Origin of the sequence: Microbacterium sp. NPDC077644, assembly GCF_040702785.1 — a bacterium.
Lineage (GTDB): Bacteria > Actinomycetota > Actinomycetes > Actinomycetales > Microbacteriaceae > Microbacterium.
Genome location: NZ_JBFBME010000002.1, coordinates 508,999 through 525,365, shown reverse-complemented (window position 1 = coordinate 525,365; position 16,367 = coordinate 508,999). Strand labels below are relative to the sequence as shown.

Annotated in this window: 15 protein-coding genes; 8 read left to right on the top strand and 7 right to left on the bottom strand. The window is 70.0% G+C overall.

Translation table 11 applies throughout. The features are described from left to right. Positions 1-119 precede the first annotated feature (119 nt). Positions 120-2,063 (top strand): cytochrome c oxidase assembly protein, encoded by a 1,944-nt coding sequence (locus AB0269_RS09435; protein WP_366211456.1) that lies wholly within the window; start codon positions 120-122, stop codon positions 2,061-2,063. On the opposite strand, the gene AB0269_RS09430 is transcribed toward AB0269_RS09435, so the two are convergent. Beyond that, positions 2,064-3,125 carry a hypothetical protein gene (locus AB0269_RS09430; protein ID WP_366210952.1) on the bottom strand — a complete coding sequence of 354 codons (1,062 nt, stop codon included), beginning with the start codon at positions 3,123-3,125 and terminating at the stop codon, positions 2,064-2,066. A 69-nt stretch (positions 3,126-3,194) separates the two neighbouring features. On the opposite strand from AB0269_RS09430, the gene AB0269_RS09425 reads away from it, so the two are divergent. Next, positions 3,195-4,586 carry an AAA family ATPase gene (locus tag AB0269_RS09425; RefSeq protein ID WP_366210951.1) on the top strand — a complete coding sequence of 464 codons (1,392 nt, stop codon included), beginning with the start codon at positions 3,195-3,197 and terminating at the stop codon, positions 4,584-4,586. Positions 4,587-4,596: 10 nt separating this feature from the next. Here the strand turns inward: AB0269_RS09425 and AB0269_RS09420 are convergent, their stop codons facing one another. Further along, entirely contained in the window at positions 4,597-5,244 is a 648-nt protein-coding gene (locus AB0269_RS09420; RefSeq protein WP_366210950.1) for a biliverdin-producing heme oxygenase, read from the bottom strand. 47 nt (positions 5,245-5,291) lie between these two features. Beyond that, the gene (locus tag AB0269_RS09415) at positions 5,292-5,606 is read right to left on the bottom strand and encodes a DUF2470 domain-containing protein (RefSeq protein WP_366210949.1); all 315 of its coding nucleotides are present in this window, start codon (positions 5,604-5,606) and stop codon (positions 5,292-5,294) included. 98 nt (positions 5,607-5,704) lie between these two features. Between AB0269_RS09415 and AB0269_RS09410 the strand changes: the two genes are divergently transcribed. Both AB0269_RS09410 and AB0269_RS09405 read left to right on the top strand, forming a co-directional pair. Then, complete coding sequence (locus tag AB0269_RS09410; protein ID WP_366210948.1) at positions 5,705-6,982, top strand: serine hydrolase domain-containing protein; 1,278 nt, start codon at positions 5,705-5,707, stop codon at positions 6,980-6,982. A gap of 32 nt (positions 6,983-7,014) precedes the next feature. After that, the gene (locus AB0269_RS09405; RefSeq protein WP_366210947.1) at positions 7,015-7,857 is read left to right on the top strand and encodes a tryptophan-rich sensory protein; all 843 of its coding nucleotides are present in this window, start codon (positions 7,015-7,017) and stop codon (positions 7,855-7,857) included. On the opposite strand, the gene AB0269_RS09400 is transcribed toward AB0269_RS09405, so the two are convergent. After that, positions 7,836-8,642 (bottom strand): alpha/beta hydrolase, encoded by an 807-nt coding sequence (locus AB0269_RS09400; RefSeq protein ID WP_366210946.1) that lies wholly within the window; start codon positions 8,640-8,642, stop codon positions 7,836-7,838. The two genes, AB0269_RS09405 and AB0269_RS09400, sit on opposite strands and share 22 nt — an antisense overlap. 49 nt (positions 8,643-8,691) lie before the next feature. Here AB0269_RS09400 and AB0269_RS09395 point away from each other — a divergent pair, with 49 nt between their 5' ends. Beyond that, positions 8,692-10,005, top strand: a complete 1,314-nt coding sequence (locus tag AB0269_RS09395) for a peptide synthetase (RefSeq protein WP_366210945.1) — start codon at positions 8,692-8,694, stop codon at positions 10,003-10,005. On the opposite strand, the gene AB0269_RS09390 is transcribed toward AB0269_RS09395, so the two are convergent. Both AB0269_RS09390 and AB0269_RS09385 read right to left on the bottom strand, forming a co-directional pair. After that, complete coding sequence (locus tag AB0269_RS09390; RefSeq protein ID WP_366210944.1) at positions 9,981-11,159, bottom strand: 4-hydroxybenzoate 3-monooxygenase; 1,179 nt, start codon at positions 11,157-11,159, stop codon at positions 9,981-9,983. The two genes, AB0269_RS09395 and AB0269_RS09390, sit on opposite strands and share 25 nt — an antisense overlap. Positions 11,160-11,245: 86 nt before the next feature. Then, complete coding sequence (locus AB0269_RS09385; RefSeq protein ID WP_366210943.1) at positions 11,246-11,995, bottom strand: IclR family transcriptional regulator; 750 nt, start codon at positions 11,993-11,995, stop codon at positions 11,246-11,248. 109 nt (positions 11,996-12,104) lie between these two features. On the opposite strand from AB0269_RS09385, the gene AB0269_RS09380 reads away from it, so the two are divergent. The 3 genes from AB0269_RS09380 to AB0269_RS09370 all read left to right on the top strand — a co-directional run bounded on the left by AB0269_RS09380 (position 12,105) and on the right by AB0269_RS09370 (position 15,334). Then, positions 12,105-14,003, top strand: coding sequence for an FAD-dependent monooxygenase (locus tag AB0269_RS09380; protein WP_366210942.1), 1,899 nt, complete (start codon positions 12,105-12,107; stop codon positions 14,001-14,003). A 64-nt stretch (positions 14,004-14,067) separates the two neighbouring features. Then, positions 14,068-14,520, top strand: coding sequence for a MarR family winged helix-turn-helix transcriptional regulator (locus AB0269_RS09375; protein ID WP_366210941.1), 453 nt, complete (start codon positions 14,068-14,070; stop codon positions 14,518-14,520). A 154-nt stretch (positions 14,521-14,674) separates the two neighbouring features. Continuing rightward, positions 14,675-15,334 (top strand): hypothetical protein, encoded by a 660-nt coding sequence (locus AB0269_RS09370; protein ID WP_366210940.1) that lies wholly within the window; start codon positions 14,675-14,677, stop codon positions 15,332-15,334. Between the two features lie 42 nt (positions 15,335-15,376). Here AB0269_RS09370 and AB0269_RS09365 read toward each other — a convergent pair whose 3' ends face one another. Next, positions 15,377-16,273 carry a LysR family transcriptional regulator gene (locus AB0269_RS09365; protein ID WP_366210939.1) on the bottom strand — a complete coding sequence of 299 codons (897 nt, stop codon included), beginning with the start codon at positions 16,271-16,273 and terminating at the stop codon, positions 15,377-15,379. Positions 16,274-16,367 lie beyond the last annotated feature (94 nt).

Sequence of the window (16,367 nt, the reverse complement as noted above, 5' to 3'; positions counted from 1 at the left end):
TTCGTGCGTCCCGCAGGGCACAGGCGCGAGCTTAGGCTTGAGGGGTGAGTTCCTCCGGCAAGCGCACGCCCACTGCGGCCAGCGGCGCGCCCGCGTCGTCCTACCGCGCCGCCGGCATCCTGATCCTCGCCGTGACAGCTGCGATCGCCCTCGTGGTCGCCCTCGTCCTCGGCGGCGGTGCGGCGCCTCTGCTCGTCGGCGATCCCGGCGACGCCATCCGGTGGGGTCTGCCGATCGCCCGCACCGTGAACAACATCAGCGCGGCCCTCATGATCGGCCCCATGGTGCTCGCCCTGTTCGCCCTGCGCGCCGGCGAGAAGTCGTTCGACACCGCGATGGATGCGGCATCCATCGGCGCGGCCGTGTTCACCGTGTCATCGGCCGCGACCGGATTCCTCACCTTCCTCGCCGCGTTCAACCCGCAGGTCAGTCTCGAGCAGCAGTTCGGCGAGCAGCTGGGCCGCTTCCTCCTCGCCCTGCCGCTCGGCCAGGCGTGGCTCATCACGACCGTCATGGGCGCCGCCGTCACGATCCTGGCGTTCGCGTGGCGCAGCTGGACGCCGACGCTGTTCACCGCGATCATCGCGCTCGCAGCCCTCCTGCCGATGGCGACGCAGGGCCACTCCGGCGAGCTGTCGGGTCACGTCGTGGCGGTCAACTCCATCCTGCTGCACACGGTCGGCGCGGCCGTGTGGCTGGGCGGTCTCATGCTCCTCGTCATCCTGCGCCTGTCCAAGGGCGTCGACGCGAAGCACCTCGTCAGCCGCTACTCGAGCCTCGCGATCGCCGCGTTCTTCGTGGTCGCCGTCTCGGGAGTCGTGCGCTCCACCGTGGGGCTCGGCAGCTGGGATGCGCTGTGGTCGCCGTACGGACTCATCATCGTCGCCAAGGCGGTGCTGCTGAGCGCCATGGGGCTGCTCGGCGCCTGGTACCGCACGCGGCTGATCCCGAAGCTCGAGACACAGCGCGCGTCGAGCCGGTTCTGGATGCTCGTGCTCGGCGAAGTCGCCCTCATGGGCCTCGCATCCGGTGCCGCCGCCGCCCTCGCCCGCACGCCTCCACCGGTGGGTGACACGGCCGCCGTCCGGCAGACCCCAGCCGAGATACTCACTCGCTCGCCGCTGCCGCCCGAGTTCACGCTCGAGCGGTGGTTCACCGGCTGGGACATCGACATCCTCTGGCTGCTCGCAGCGATCCTCGGCGCGTTCTTCTACCTCGCGGGTGTCCGGCGGCTGCACCGCCGGGGAGACCGCTGGCCCATCCACCGCACCGTGTTCTGGATGCTGGGTCTCCTCCTGCTCGTCTGGGTCACCTGCGGTCCGATCAACCTGTACCAGGAGTACCTGTTCAGCGTGCACATGCTGGGTCACATGATCCTGTCGATGGCGATCCCGCTGCTGCTGGTCTCCGGGGCGCCGATCACGCTCGCCCTGCGCAGCATCCACAAGCGGGACGATGGCACCCGTGGCGGCCGGGAATGGATCCTGTGGGCCGTCCACTCGCCGTTCTCACGCGTCGTGACCCACCCGTTCGTCGCGGCCGGCATCTTCATCGGCTCGCTGTGGGGCTTCTACTTCACCGATCTCGTCCGCTGGTCGATGTACGAGCACCTCGGCCACGAGTGGATGATCATCCACTTCCTCATCTCGGGCTACCTGTTCGTGATGAGCCTCGTCGGCATCGACCCGGTGCCGTACCGTCTGCCGTACCCGGGCAGGCTCATCACCCTCATCGCCGTCATGGCCATGCACGCGTTCTTCGGCATGGCGATCATGATGCAGGAGGGGCTCATGGTCGCCGAGTGGTTCGGGTCGATGGGGCGCACGTGGGGCCCGACGCCGATGTTCGATCAGTACGTCGGCGGCGGCATCGCCTGGTCGGTGGGCGAGATCCCGACGCTTATCCTCGCGATCACGGTGGCGATCCAGTGGAGCCGCGACGACACCAAGGTGCAGCGCCGACGTGACCGGCACGCCGACCGCACCGGGGATGCCGAACTCGAGGAGTACAACGCGAAGCTCGCGGCCCTCGCCGAGAAGGACGCCCGCGAAGCCGCCCGCTGATCAGCCGCCGTCGGGGTTGCCGACGCGGATGGATGCTGATCCGTCCGGCAGGATCGTGATCGACCCGTCGATCCGGAACGGCACGTCCTCCGAGACATGCTCGACCGAGCCGTCGTACAGCGACTGGATGTCGACCTCGATGTGCGCCACGGCATCCGTGGGCGGAATCATCCAGTGCGCGCCCGAGGGCTCGACCGTGACGGACGGCTGCGCCGCGATCGACCATACCGGCGGGGCGACGATGCGGTTCTGCACCTCGAGTCCGAACGGGCAGGCCGTCGGCTGCAGCACCTGCTGCGTCGTGCACTCGCCGAGGAACTCCTCGACCTGCTCCTGCACGACCGCGACGAACTTGTCGGTCGGTTCGGTCTGCAGCTCGACCGGCGTCTGGGTGAGCGGCGAATCGGCGAGGAAGCTCACCCCGGGCGCCGTCGAGATCGCCGTGTCGACGGTCACCGAATACAGCCCGGGTGTGAAGACGAGGAGCGGCAGCGGATCGTCGCCCGCGGCATCGGCACCGGCGGCGGAGACCTGGTTCCGATCGACCTCGAACCCGTTCACGGCGAAATGGTCGGCGCCGAGCACGGTGAGCGCGACGGCGGCGAGCGGGGACTGCGTGAACCGCCAGTTCGGAGTGATGCCGGCCCAGCCGTCCTGCTCGACCTGGAAGGTGGAGGTGCCGTGGTGGGTGCCGGCGACGTACTCGACCGTCACGGAGGTGACACCGCGCTGCGAGGTCTTCTCCGAGATGACCTCGACATCGGTCAGCGGCGCCAGTGCCGCCTGGCGGAGCATCGCCTCGGATGCCGTCTTGTCGATGCCCGCATCGTCGAGGGTCTCGCGGTCGATCGAGACGCCCGGTACGCGCAGGGCGTCGGCGGCGTGGCCGGTCGCGAGCAGATCGATGTAGCGCGTGACGAAGGCGGACGGGCCGTAGAACTCCTTGTACAGCACGGCGATGCCGGCGCCGAGGGCGGCGAGCAGCAGTACGCCGATGACCGCGAGGGCGGTCAGGTCGAACCAGAGGCGGCGGCGCACGCGCGTCGTCGAAGGCTGGTTCATGGCGCCAGTCTAGGAGTGCGGGCTGTGACAGTGCCGAGCGCGTGACGTGCGCGACGTACCATGAGAGGCGTGTCCCTCCCAGCCCTCTCCGACGAGCAGCAGGAGCTCTTCCGGCTCATCGAGGACACCAGGGAGCACGTGTTCATCACCGGCCGTGCCGGGACCGGCAAGTCGACCCTGCTGCAGTACTTCGCATGGAACACGCAGAAGCAGATCGCCATCTGCGCTCCGACGGGCGTGGCGGCGCTCAACGTCGAGGGGCAGACGATCCATTCGCTGTTCCGGCTGCCGATCGGGCTCATCGCCGAGAGCGAGATCGAGCAGAACGACGCCACGCGTCGCATCCTGAACGCGATCGACACGCTCGTGATCGACGAGGTGTCGATGGTCAACGCCGACCTCATGGACGGCATGGACCGCGCTCTGCGGCAGGCGCGAGGGCGCCGCGCCGAGCCGTTCGGCGGTGTGCAGGTCGTCATGTTCGGCGACCCGTATCAGCTCGCCCCCGTGCCGCCCCGCGGAGACGAGCTGCGCTACGTGCAGGACCACTACCGCTCGTTCTGGTTCTTCGATGCGAAGGTCTGGGCGGGCGCGACGATGGGGGAGGCCGACGGCCTCATCGATCTCGGCAGGCACGGGGCGCCGCTGCACGTGCGCGAGCTCGTGCAGATCCACCGGCAGTCCGACGACGGGTTCAAGGCGATGCTCAACGCCGTCCGTTACGGCCGGGTGACCGCTGACATCGCCGAGGTGCTCAACCGGCAGGGCACTCGCACGCCGCCCGATCCCGAGCCCGGAGAGATCCCCATGATCACGCTCGCGACCCGCAACGACATCGTGAACAACATCAACCGCAGGCACCTGGCGGCCCTCCCCGGCAAGGAGCAGACGGCCCGCGCCGAGATCAACGGCGACTTCGGCAGGGGGGACGGCAACTACCCCGCAGATGCCGAGCTGAAGCTCAAGGTCGGCGCGCAGGTGATGTTCCTGCGCAACGACGTGTCGATGACGGGTGAGCCTCCGCGGTGGGTGAACGGCACGATCGGCACGGTCAAGCGCATCCTCGGCGGCTCGGTGCGGGTCGAGATCGACGGCGAGGATGTGGATGTGGAGCCGGCGGTCTGGGAGAGGTTCCGCTACTCGTACGACGCGAACTCGAAGACGCTCAGCCGTGATGTGATCGCCGAGTTCATGCAGTTCCCGCTGCGTCTGGCGTGGGCGGTGACGATCCACAAGTCGCAGGGCAAGACCTACGACAGGGCGGTCATCGACCTCGGCGGCGGCGCGTTCGCGCCGGGGCAGACATACGTGGCGCTCTCGCGCCTGACGTCGCTGGACGGCCTGTACCTGTCACGGCCTCTGCGGCCCAGCGACATCCGCGTCGATCAGGACGTGCGCCGCTTCATGCGCGAGGCGTGGGAGGCGCGGCAGGGATCCACTCCCGAGATCGCGGGCTCTTGAACGGTGAGGGTCACGCCGCGAGGCGTGCCCGGTCGAGGTCTTCGAACAGCTCGGTGTTGAACCGGTACGCCAGCAGCACCTCGTCGATGACGCGCTCGCGCTCGGCGTCGTCCCACGGCGCGGCATCCAGCTGCTCGCGGTAGACGTCCTTGAACGCGTTCGGGTCGGCGATGTCGTCGAACAGGTAGAAGCCCACGCCGTTGGTCTCGAACCCGAAGCGGCGCTGCATGACCCGGCCGATGAAGATGCCGCCCGAGAGGTCGCCGAGGTAGCGGGTGTAGTGGTGGGCGACGAATCCGCCGGCCCAGGTCGCCCCGACCTCCTTGATGCGCGCGACGTACCGCTCGGTCGTCGGCAGCGGCGCGATCCGCTCGCGCCAGTCGGGGCCGACGAGGAACTCGAGATCGGCCTCGAGCGCGGGAAGGCGGGTGAGCTTTTCGCTGAGGAAGACCGATGCGACCGGGTCGCGGCGCATCCGCTCGCCGGCGGACTCGAGCGCCTCGTAGATGAAGTAATGCTGGGCGACGAGAGAGATGTAGTCCTCGCGCGAGCCCTCGCCCTTGAGAAGATCCGCCATGAACCCGGCGTGCTCGCTGCGGGAGTGCGAGCTGGAAGAGCGTTCGCGCAGCGCGGCGGAGAAGGAGAGGATATCGGCCATGCGTTCAGTGTAAGGGTTGCCTTACCTGCGGCGGAAGTGCCGAGTTCTCAGGCGTGCGGTCGCGGCTCGAGGCCGAGCTTCTCGCAGGCGGCGTCGTAGAGTGCGACGACTTCACGGCGCACCGCCGGACGCTCGTCGATCGATCCGCCCGGCCACGGCACGCGCAGCTCCTCGGGGATGCCGGCGCGCGTGATCCGCCAGACGCCGCCGTCGCCGTCGAGATCGGTCATCACAGAAGCCGTGATCGGCACATCGGATGCCGAGGCGAAGGCGCGGGCGATGAGGAGGTTGTCGTCGGAGTGATCGCCGTTCATGTGACCGAGGATGGCGCCTGTCACGTCGGCGTCGAAGATGTGAGGCATGGTCATCACTGTACGTCTGCCGCGAGGTCGCCGGCGCGGGCGGGACTTCTCAGCACCGCACCTTAGACTCGGGGGATAGAACATCGGGGAGTCCGTACATGCACCTTCTCTCGTCGCGCCGGATGCGCGCCGTCGTCGCCGGCGCCGCCGCACTCGCGCTCGTCCTGACCGGATGCTCCTCGGAGGAGACCTTCTCGTACACGCCTCCCGCGCAGGTCGATCAGAAGCTCCCCGACGACACGGCCGCTCAGCTGCAGGCCGCCGTCGAGAACGCGATGCAGAAGACCGGCGCGACCGGCGCGATCGTCGGCGTCTGGGTGCCGTGGAGCGGCACGTGGGTGACGGGCATGGGGACGCAGTCGTTCGAGGACGAGACCCCGGTGACGAAGGACATGTCCTTCCGCATCGCCGACAGCACGCGCCTGATGACCTGCGAGGTGCTGTATGCGCTCGCCGACGAGGGCGTCGTCGAACTGGACGGGTCGGTGCCCGAGTACGTCTCGGGTGTCGCCCAGCTCGCCGACGTGACCCTGCTCGACCTCTGCAACGGCACAAGCGGCATCGGGTCGTCCGAGGCTGCGGTCCGGGGCATGTGGCAGAACACTCCCGAACGCGTCTGGGCACCGCTCGAGCTCGCGTCCTACGGCCTCGGCAAGGGGCTCAAGGAGCCCGGCGCCGCCTACAGCGATTCCGATGCCGCCTACCTGCTGCTCGGCCTGGCTCTCGAGCGCGCGTCCGGGATGACGGCGTCCGAGCTCATCGCGAAGTATGTCACCGGTCCGTTGCAGCTCGAGCACACGTCCCTGCCGTCGAGTGCCGCCGCTGCACCGGGCGGCGCACCGCTCACCGGCCACTATCTCCCCGCGATCGAGGGCGGTTACGACTGCACCGCGCCGGTCGACATCACGAAGCTCTCGTCGAGCACCGGATTCACCGATTCCGGCGCGGTCTCCACCATCGAGGACCTGGGCCGCTTCAGCCAGGCCGCGGCCGCCCAGGCTCTGCGCGAGGGCAAGGAGCCGAACCAGTTCGCGAACCCGCTCCCGACGGCGTCGGACGCCCCGTCCTGGTATCAGGCGACGGGCGGCGCGTTCCTCGTCGGCCCGCTCATCGGGCAGCACGGCTGGACGCCGGGATACGCGAGCGCGTCGTACTCAGACCCCGAGACCGGATTCACGGTGTCGGTCGTCCTGAACTCGTCGTCCATCGGCGGCAGCCCCGCCGCGTATCTCGCCTGGGAGCTCGCGGCGATCGCATCCAAGGCGCTGGCGGCCGAGGGCCAGACCGCCCCGGAATTCGGTCTGCCGTTCACCGCGGAGCAGTACCACGACACGATCTCCAATCTCGCCGTCTGCGCCACGCCGCCCGCCGGCTGAGCGCTCGCTGCGGTCACGCCTACCCTGGGGGCATGACCCAGACGGAGAAGTCTGATCGTGTCCGCCGCGCCGTCGTCCTCCTGACGGTGGCCGGTTCCCTCGTCGCGGCCGTGATCGGCTCCGGGCTGCTCGGAGGGACGAGCATCGCGGATGCCGCGGGCGGAGCGTTCGCGGCCGACGCCACCGTGCTCTCCCCGGCCGGCTTCGCGTTCTCGATCTGGTCGGTCATCTATCTGGGGCTGCTGGCGTACGCGATCTGGCAGGCCGTGCCCGCTCAGGCGGCGAAGCCGCGTCACCGGGCGGTCGGGTACGGCGTCGCGGCATCCGCCCTGCTGAACGCCGTGTGGATCGTCTGCGTCCTGGCCTGGCGGATCGCCGAGTCGTTCGTGATCATCGTCCTGCTGCTGTGCGTGCTGCTCGTGACCTTCGTGCGCGCGTGCCGCAGCCCGCAGCGCCGCACGGTGGCCGAGCTCGTGCTGATCGACGGCGTCATCGGGCTGTATCTGGGCTGGGTGACGGTGGCCGCGGCGGCGAATCTGGCGGCGTGGCTGGCCGACATCGGCATCTCGGCGTGGTCGGAGGCGCCCGGAGTGCCCGGCACGCTGACGCTCATCGCCGCAGGTCTCGTCGCCCTGTTCACGGCGTGGCGCGGCGGGCGCTGGGCGCCTGCGGTCGCGACGGCGTGGGGCCTCGTGTGGATCGCGGTGGGGCGCTGGGCAGAAGACCCGGCTGCTCCCGTCGTGGCATCCACGGCCATCGTGCTCGCGGTGCTGGTGGTGCTGCTCGCGGCGTGGCGCTTCCGGGCGCGCACTCGTGTCGAGAGCGCGGGCGCGGCTCGGGAACCCGCCGCGGCTCAGTACGCGACCGAGCGCTGAGCCGGAGCCGTCGCCGACATGACGTGCTCGGCGAACAGGCCGGGCCACGCCAGGACGTCGTGCGGGGTGCGGGCGACCGCCAGGTGGCTGCCGCCGATCAGAGAGTGGAGCCGGCGGGCCGTCTTCAGCGGGTGCGCGCGGTCGCCCGTCCACGCGAGGATGAGCGTCGGCACGGTGATGCCGGCGATCACGGCTCTCGCGGGCAGATCCGTGGTCGCAGCTCCGCGCAGCACGGTCGGCAGCAGCTCCGGTACGACCTGGGGAGAGGTCGCGGGAGACCCTGCGATGGCCGGCGGCACGGGTGCGGTGCTGCCCGCCTGCGTCAGGGCGTCGACGCCGTCGCGCTCGACGAGCAGGGCGCCCGCCCGATAGACGTCGGCCTGCGCCGCTCTGGTCTTCCACGCGGTCGGCGGCACGGCGAAGCAGAGGCTCTGGAAACGATGCGGCTCGCGCGCTGCCGCATGCAGCAGAGTTCCGGTGCCCATCGACGGGCCGACGGCGTGAACCCGCTCTCCGGGCGCGACCTCGTCGAGCAGTCGCAGCAGGTCGTCGGCGAGCCGGTCCCAGCCGTAGTCGGCGGGCTCGGTCGAACCCGTGGAGCGGCCATGACCGCGCGCGTCGTAGCGAACGACGCGGTGCGCGGGCAGTGCCCTCGCCAGATCGAGGCCCAGTTGTGCGTCCCGCTCCCGGCTCGAGGTCAGCCCGTGCAGCTGGATGACCAGGGGGCCGGTGCCGTCCGTCATCTCGAAGTCGATGGTGGCGCCGTCGAGAATCAGCGATGGCATCGCGGCTCCTGTTCACATGACTGGAATCGAGTGTCCCTAGACTACGGCGATGCGTCTCACGAACGTCGCTCAGATGGAGCTCCCGCGGGGAGCGCTGCACAGTCTGCGCCTGCGCATGGATGAGGGGCGGGGCGAAGACCTGCCGGTGTCGTTCGATCAGCGGCGGCACGTCGAGGCGGGGGAGCGGCCGGGGTCGTGGATGGCGATCGCTTTCCGCGTCCGGGGCGCTGATCGCGATGCGCTCGCCGCGGCGTGGATGCAGGTCGTGCGCCGCCACGGCGCGCTGAACACGGTGTTCGATCGCACCGGATCCGACCGGCTGGTGCTCGAGCGCACACCGGTGACCGGAGCAGTGTGGCGACGGCATCCCGTCCCGGAGGGGACCCGATCGCGCGATGTGCTGCGCCGGATCCTGGATGCCGACTGCACGCCGTTCTCGCGTCCGTCGCACCTGCTCGCCCTTCTCGTGCCGGATGACGGCGAGGAGGATCCGCGACCGGTCGCGGTGATCGGATCGGATCATGCGCACGTGGACATGTGGTCGCTGCTGATCCTCGCGCGCGACCTCCTCCGTGCAAGCGCGGGGATGCTCGATGCGGAGCCTGCTGCGTCGTTCGCCGAGCATTCCGCGCTGCTCGAGCAGGCGCCGCCGGCGCCCGCCGAGATCACGGCGCGGTGGCACCGCATCCTCGATGACGGAGCGGGGACGATGCCGCGCTTCCCGCTCGATCTCGGCGACCTCGATGAGCTGAAGGACGAGGTGGTCGTCGTGCGCGACGTCATGGATGCCGCCGAGTTCGCCGACTTCGAGGCGCGGGCGGCCGAGCACGGCGTGCGCCCGACCGCTCTGGCGCTGTCCGTGCTCGCCGCGCTCACGCGATCGATGGCCGACGCTCCGCTGCGTGCCGTGTTCCCCGTGCACAGCAGGAACGAGCCGCGCTGGCACGACAGCTCCGGGTGGTTCATCACCAATTCCGTGATCGAGTGCAGAGATGACGACCCGGTCTCGTGCGCTTCGGCCGTCCGTGATGCGCTGGCGCTCGGTTCGCACCCGCTCGCGCCGATCCTCGCCCCGTACGGCGGGATGCCGGAGGCCCCGGGGATGTTCGCGATCTCGTGGCTGGACACCCGCCGGCTGCCGGCCGTGCAGGACGACCTGTCCATCCAGTACGTCTCCGCGGTGACCCGCACCGACGGCGTGATGATCTGGTTCATCGTCAACGGCTCCGGCATGCACCTGCGCTGCCGCTACCCGGATACCCCGCAGGCGCGCGCCTCGGTCGGCGCGTGGCTGGACGGCGTCGTGCTCGGAATGCGCGCCCCCGCGGGAGCCGCGGCTCAGCCGAGCGGCCAGCCGGTGTAGGCCTCGGCGAGGTAGGTGCGGCCTGCCTCGGAGTCGACGACGGAGCGGAGCTCGCCGAGCTGCCGGCGGCTGTCGAACTCATTGTGCTCGGGCAGCTGGTGCAGCATGCTCGTCATCCACCACGAGAAGTGCTGCGCCTTCCAGATGCGCTTCAGCGCCTGCTCGGCATAGCCGTCGATCAGTCGCTCGTCGCTGTCGCCCAGCAGTGCTTCGAGGGCGCGGGCGAGCAGGACGACGTCGGCGACCGCGAGGTTCATGCCCTTCGCGCCGGTCGGCGGCACGGTGTGCGCCGCGTCGCCGACGAGTGCGGCGCGCCCGTGCCGCAGCTCGCTCGCGACGAAGCTGCGGAACCGCAGCACGTCGCGCTGGAAGATCCGGCCCTCCTTCAGCGTGGTGCCGGGGACGCGCGACTGCAGCGTCTCCCAGATCTGCGCCTCGCTCATGGTGTTCGGATCGGCCTCGGGATCGCATTGGAAGTACATGCGCTGCACCTCGGGGCTGCGCTGGCTGATGAGCGCGAATCCGTTGTCGGAGTTGCTGTAGATGAGCTCGTCGGCGCTGGCCGGGGCTTCGCACAGGATGCCGAACCAGGCGAACGGGTACTCGCGGAAGTACCCGCTGCGCGAGTCGCCGGTGATCGCCGGCCGCACGACCGATCGCGACCCGTCCGCACCGACGACGAAGTCGGCCTCGATGGTGAGCTGCCCGCCGTCCGCGTCGGTCGCGATCACGCGCGGGCGGTTCGTGCCGGCATCCTCGACGCGGGATGCCGTCACGCCGAAGCGCAGGTCCTGCCCCGCGCCCAGACGCAGGGCGAGCATGTCCTTCAGCACCTCGTGCTGCGGGTACAGCCACACGCTGCGGTCGACGAGCGCCGAGAAGTCGATGCGGTGGCCCTCGCCCTCGAAGCGCAGTTCGATCCCCTCGTGACGGTCGCCGACCGTGTGCACGCGGGTGTTCGGGTCGATGGCGGTGAGCAGATCGACGGTGCCCTGCTCGAGGATGCCGGCGCGGATCGTGGACTCGATCTCGTCGCGCGAGCGCTGGTCGATGACGATCGACTCGATCCCGGCGTCAGCGAGCAGGTGCGAGAGGATGAGGCCCGCGGGGCCGGCGCCGACGATCGCGACGCGGGTGCTGACGGTGGTGCTCATGGTGTCTCCTTCGACGGCGGATGCTCAGGCATCCGCTCGTCGATCAGTGTGCACCGTGCGCGACCTGGTCACCGACGGATTCCCGTTCAACGGGAAGAGCGCAGATCGCCTTCGATGCTCTTCGCAGCCGCGAGCAGTGCGTCCACCGCCGGCTGCGTCGCGGCATCCCGGGGGAGGACGACAGACAGCGCCGCCACCACCTCGCCGCGGTCGCGCACCGGAACGGCGACGCCGGTGGACACGGCCTCGATCGATCCCGGCGCCGAGACGTACCCCCGTCGCCGTATCGATGTGAGCAGCGACGTCAGCGTCGCGGCATCCGTGACCGTCTCGCGCGATACGGCCCGCAGGGGTCCGGCGAGAACGCGCTCGCGGAGCTCAGGATCGGCGAAGGCGAGCAGGACGAGCCCGGAGGAGGATGCGTTCAGCGGCAGGCGCCCGGCGATCCGGGTGATGTTGGCGCCGGCATCCGGGTGGGAGAGACGTTCGAGGAACAGCGCCTCCTCGTGCTCGAGGACGGCGAGCTGGGTGTGCTCGCGGATGATCGTCTGCACGCGCTCCATGTGCGGGAGGGCCGCCTGGCGCAGACGCAGCGCGCTCGAGCCGCGCAGTGCGAGCTCCCACAGACGCATGCCGAGGCGGATGCGGTTCTCGTCGTCGCGTTCGAGCAGTCCCTGCCCGATGAGCTCGGCGATGATGCGGTGCGCGCTGGAGGACGGAAGACCGGTGCGCCGCGCGATCTCGCTGGCGGTCTGCATGGTCCGCTCGCTCGTGAACGTGTCGAGCACGCGCACGATGCGCGCGGTCATCGAGTCGCCGGAGCGGGAGTTCGCCATGGGGACAGCTTCGCACGGGGGTGGCGCGCGCATCGGCATCCCGGTATTATCGTTGGCACCCCAACGAATCAGGTCGAGTGAACGACCGGTCGTGATCGAAGGAGATCCCATGCAGTTCCACCGCGACGGCTACCGGCCCGGTGACCCCGACATCCAGCTGCCAGCGCCGCAGGTGGCCGCGCGCAGCGCCGACCTCCCCGAGACGCTCGACGTCCTCATCGTCGGCACCGGCCCCGCCGGCACCGTGCTCGCAGCTCAACTGGCCGCGTTCCCCGACATCACCACCCGGATCATCGAGCGCCGCGCAGAGCCGCTCCAGGTCGGCCAGGCCGACGGCGTCGCATGCCGCACGGTCGAGATGTTCCAGGCGTTCGGCCTCGCCGACGCCCTGGTGCGCGAGGCCTACTGGGTCAACGAGGTGCGCTTCTGGGGTCCATCGGATGCGGACCGCTCAACGATCGTCCGCACGGGCTGGGTCGAGGACACCCCTGCGGGGCTCAGCGAGTTCCCGCACGTGATCGTCAACCAGGCGCGCATGCAGCAGTTCCTGCTCGAGCACGCCGCGAAATCCGCGAGCCGCCTCGAGGCCGACTACGGGATCGAGTTCACAGGATTCGAGATGGATGCCGCATCCGAGCATCCCGTCGTCGCGACGCTCCGTCGCACGGACGGGAGCGAGCTCACCGTCCGCGCCAAGTACGTCGTGGGGTGCGACGGCGCTCGCAGCAGCGTGCGCCGCGCGCTCGGCATCCACCTGCAGGGCGATGCCGCCAACCACGCCTGGGGCGTCATGGACGTGCTGGCGAACACGGACTTCCCCGACTGGCGCACGAAGAACGTCGTGCAGTCCGACGGCAAGGGCAGCCTCCTCATGATCCCGCGCGAGGGCGGGACGATGGTGCGCTGCTACGTCGATCTCGGCGCGGTCGAGGCCGGATCCGACGTGCGCAGCACCACCGTCGAACAGCTCACGGCTGTCGCGAACGGCATCCTGCACCCGTACACGATCGATGTGCAGCAGGTCGCGTGGTCGAGCGTGTACGAGGTCGGGCAGCGCGTCGCCGACCGGTTCGACGACCTGACGGCCGAGTCGCCCGCGGATGCGGTCCCTCACCTCTTCCTCGCCGGTGACGCATGCCACACGCACAGTGCCAAGGCCGGCCAGGGCATGAACGTGTCGATGCAGGACGCATTCAACCTCGGCTGGAAGCTCGCCGCGGTCCTGCAGGGACGATCGGATGCCGCGCTGCTGCGCAGCTACTCCGAGGAGCGTCAGACCATCGCGGCCGACCTCATCGCGTTCGACAAGCACTGGTCGGCGTTCATCGCCCAGCCCGCGCTCGACCCCGAGCATCCGGAGCGCGGCGGTGTGACACCCGCGCAGATGCAGGACGAGTTCGCACGCCAGGGCCGATACACGGCGGGGCTCGCCACGCAGTACCACCCCTCGGCGCTCACCGGCGATGCCGCGCACCAGGGGCTGGCCGCCGGCTTCGAGGTGGGGACGCGGTTCCACTCCGCGCCCGTGCGCCGCGTCGCCGACGCCCGCCGGATGGAGCTCGGCCACTCGCACCGCGCGGACGGGCGCTGGCGCCTGTACGCGTTCGGCGACGCCTCCGGTGACGCATTGCGCGAGTTCGTGACATGGCTGTCCGACGGCCCGGATTCGCCGGTGCGCGCGTTCACCCCGGCGGATGCCGACGCCGACAGCGTCATCGACGTGCACGCGGTGTTCCGCGGCTCGCACCACGACATCGACGTGACCTCGCTCCCTGAGCTGCTCCTGCCGAAGACCGGCCCGCTGGGACTGCAGGACTGGGAGAAGGTGTGGGCGACGGATCCCGCCGACGACATCTTCGCGCTGCGCGGGATCGCTTCCGAGGGGGCGGTCGTGGTCGTGCGCCCGGACCAGTATGTGGCGCACGTGCTGCCGCTGTCGGCGCGGGACGAGCTGCGGGAGTTCTTCGCCGGGTTCCTGCTGCCGGCGAACGTGCCGGTCGTGGGCTGAGCGCGAGTCGAGCCCTGAGCCCGTCGAAGGGTCGGCGTCAGCACCTGACAGGATGGATGCCGTGATGACGATGGCAGACCTCCCCGAGCCGCAGCGTCACGTCGGCAACCTGATCCGGCGCGCGCAGCAGTTGCACCTGGCGACGTGGGCTCGGGTGGCCGATCCCGACATCACGAGCACGCAGTACAGCATCCTCGCCGTTCTCGAGCGTCTCGGCGAGGCCAGCCAGCGCGAGCTCGGCGACGAGGTCGACCTCGACCGGTCCACGATCGCCGATCTCGTGCGTCGAATGGAGAAGTCGGGGCTCATCGCGCGGCAGCGCGCGGCATCCGATGCGCGACGGAACGTCGTGACGCTCACCGCGCACGGCGCGGCGGAGCACGCACGACTGGCCCCGCGGGTCGTCGAAGTGCAGCGCGAGCTCACCGGTCATCTGGGGTCTGCCGAGTCGGCGGCGTTGTTCCGGGGTCTGTGGGCGATGCTCGAGCGGCCGGGGAGCTCGGGCACGGTCAAGTAGACCGTATATTGTCGGCCGTGGGCGGGGCGTGACGTTCACAGCTCCTCAAGACTTCGCCCCGCAGGGTGGATTTGGGACGAAACGGCCCCTCGGCGACTGTTTCTGAGGAGTTGTGAGCACGAAACGGCGCTACCGACGGCGGTAGCCTCGACCTATGACCTCTCCCGTGCCGACTCCGGCTTCAGCGTGGGCTCCGCTGACGACGGATGCCGTCGCCGAGCTCCTCGCCCCGGCATCCGTGCGGTGGTGGCTGTCGGGCGGCGCGGCGCTGGATCGCTGGCTCGGCCATCCGATCCGGGAGCGCGCGAACATCGACGTCAGCGTCGTGGCGGGCGATCTCGCGGCCCTCGTCGCGGGACTTCCCGACGGGTACAGCGCCTGGGCGCCGTCGGGCGACGATGACGAGCTCGTCCCGTTCGCGGATGCTCCGCAGGATGCCGACCTGCAGCCCGTGCTCATCCGCGACGATGCGGAGAACGCGTGGGTGCTGCAGGTCAACGCCGAGGACGGCGCCCCGCGCGCGTGGATGTACAAGCGCGACCCGCGACTGACGCTGCCCTGGGATCGTGCGGTCATCGACCTCGACGGCGTCCCGACCGGCGCCCCCGAGGTGCAGTTGGTGTGGAAGGCCCTGCGCCCGCGCGAGGAGGACACGGTCGACAAGGATGCCGTGCTGCCCGGGCTCTCGCCCGACGCGGTGCAGTTCTACGAGACGGCGCTGCTGCGCATCCACCCGCACTCGACGTGGTCGATCCACATCCGCAGCCCGTTCGCCCCGGCCAAGGCGAGCTGGAACCGCACGAAGCCGTCCTGACGCGTTTGGCGGAGCGAACTACTGACCGGCACGTCCCCGCCGCTACTCCCCGGCGGCGACCGCATCCATCACCACGCTTCGGAACCAGCGCTGCGCCGGACCCAGGCTCGCCTCGCGACGCGTGTACAGCGACACGGGCGTCGACTGCGCCGGCCACGGCAGGTCCGCGAAGCGCAGCCCGCCGAACCAGCCGCTGAACACCTCGGCGATGTGCCGGGGCACGAGCACGACGAGATCCGTCGCCGCGAGAACGGCCGGCACGGTCGAGTACTCCTCGACGGTAAGGGCGACCTGGCCCATGAGCCCGTGCTCGGTGAGCACCTGCAGCGGGAAGACATGCCCGCCGCGCGCGCTCACGCGCACGAACCGGCGCCCCTCGAACATGTCGGGCGACGTCTCGGGCAGCGGATGCCGCCCCGACGACAGGGCCACGTACTCGACGGCACGCACGTGCGTGCGCCACAGCCGCGGGCTGCCGATCATCGACACCGTCATGGCCAGGTCGATCGAGCCGCGGATCAGCCCGTCCTCGACCTGGTCCGAGTCGAGCCTCGCGACCTGCAGATGCGGGTTCGCGGCCTCGCGGGCGAGCGCCTCCATGATCGGCGGCAGGAACGTCTGCTCGCCGATCGAGGTGAGCCCGAGTGCCAGTTCGCCGCTGAACCCGGACGGCTCGAACGCGTCGGGATCGCTCACCGTCTGGTCGATCTGCGCGAGCGCCTCGTGCAGCGGGGCGAACAGCGCTGTCGCCTTCGCCGTCGGCACCATGTCATGCCCCTCGCGACGGAACAGCTCGTCTCCGAACTTCTCGCGCAGGCGCCGGAGCGTGTAGCTCACGGTCGGCTGCGTGACGTGCAGACGCTCGGCGGCGGCGGTCACGCTGCGCAGCTCGTAGAGCACGACGAACGTGCGCAGCTGGTTGAGATCCGCGAGTGCCATGTATAGAGACTATCTATTCCACACGGCAAAAACATCTATTGGACGGCATCCTGACGCCGACCTAGAGTCGAGGCGACGGCATCCGAGTGACAAG

Coding starts and splice junctions, on each gene's coding strand:
- AB0269_RS09365 (WP_366210939.1), bottom strand. CDS start 16,273: ATGGCACTCGCGGATCTCAACCAGCTGCGCACGTTCGTCGTGCTCTAC.
- AB0269_RS09400 (WP_366210946.1), bottom strand. CDS start 8,642: ATGCCATCGCTGATTCTCGACGGCGCCACCATCGACTTCGAGATGACG.
- AB0269_RS09385 (WP_366210943.1), bottom strand. CDS start 11,995: ATGGCGAACTCCCGCTCCGGCGACTCGATGACCGCGCGCATCGTGCGC.
- AB0269_RS09375 (WP_366210941.1), top strand. CDS start 14,068: ATGACGATGGCAGACCTCCCCGAGCCGCAGCGTCACGTCGGCAACCTG.
- AB0269_RS09390 (WP_366210944.1), bottom strand. CDS start 11,159: ATGAGCACCACCGTCAGCACCCGCGTCGCGATCGTCGGCGCCGGCCCC.
- AB0269_RS09430 (WP_366210952.1), bottom strand. CDS start 3,125: ATGAACCAGCCTTCGACGACGCGCGTGCGCCGCCGCCTCTGGTTCGAC.
- AB0269_RS09370 (WP_366210940.1), top strand. CDS start 14,675: ATGACCTCTCCCGTGCCGACTCCGGCTTCAGCGTGGGCTCCGCTGACG.
- AB0269_RS09380 (WP_366210942.1), top strand. CDS start 12,105: ATGCAGTTCCACCGCGACGGCTACCGGCCCGGTGACCCCGACATCCAG.
- AB0269_RS09410 (WP_366210948.1), top strand. CDS start 5,705: ATGCACCTTCTCTCGTCGCGCCGGATGCGCGCCGTCGTCGCCGGCGCC.
- AB0269_RS09415 (WP_366210949.1), bottom strand. CDS start 5,606: ATGCCTCACATCTTCGACGCCGACGTGACAGGCGCCATCCTCGGTCAC.
- AB0269_RS09420 (WP_366210950.1), bottom strand. CDS start 5,244: ATGGCCGATATCCTCTCCTTCTCCGCCGCGCTGCGCGAACGCTCTTCC.
- AB0269_RS09395 (WP_366210945.1), top strand. CDS start 8,692: ATGCGTCTCACGAACGTCGCTCAGATGGAGCTCCCGCGGGGAGCGCTG.
- AB0269_RS09405 (WP_366210947.1), top strand. CDS start 7,015: ATGACCCAGACGGAGAAGTCTGATCGTGTCCGCCGCGCCGTCGTCCTC.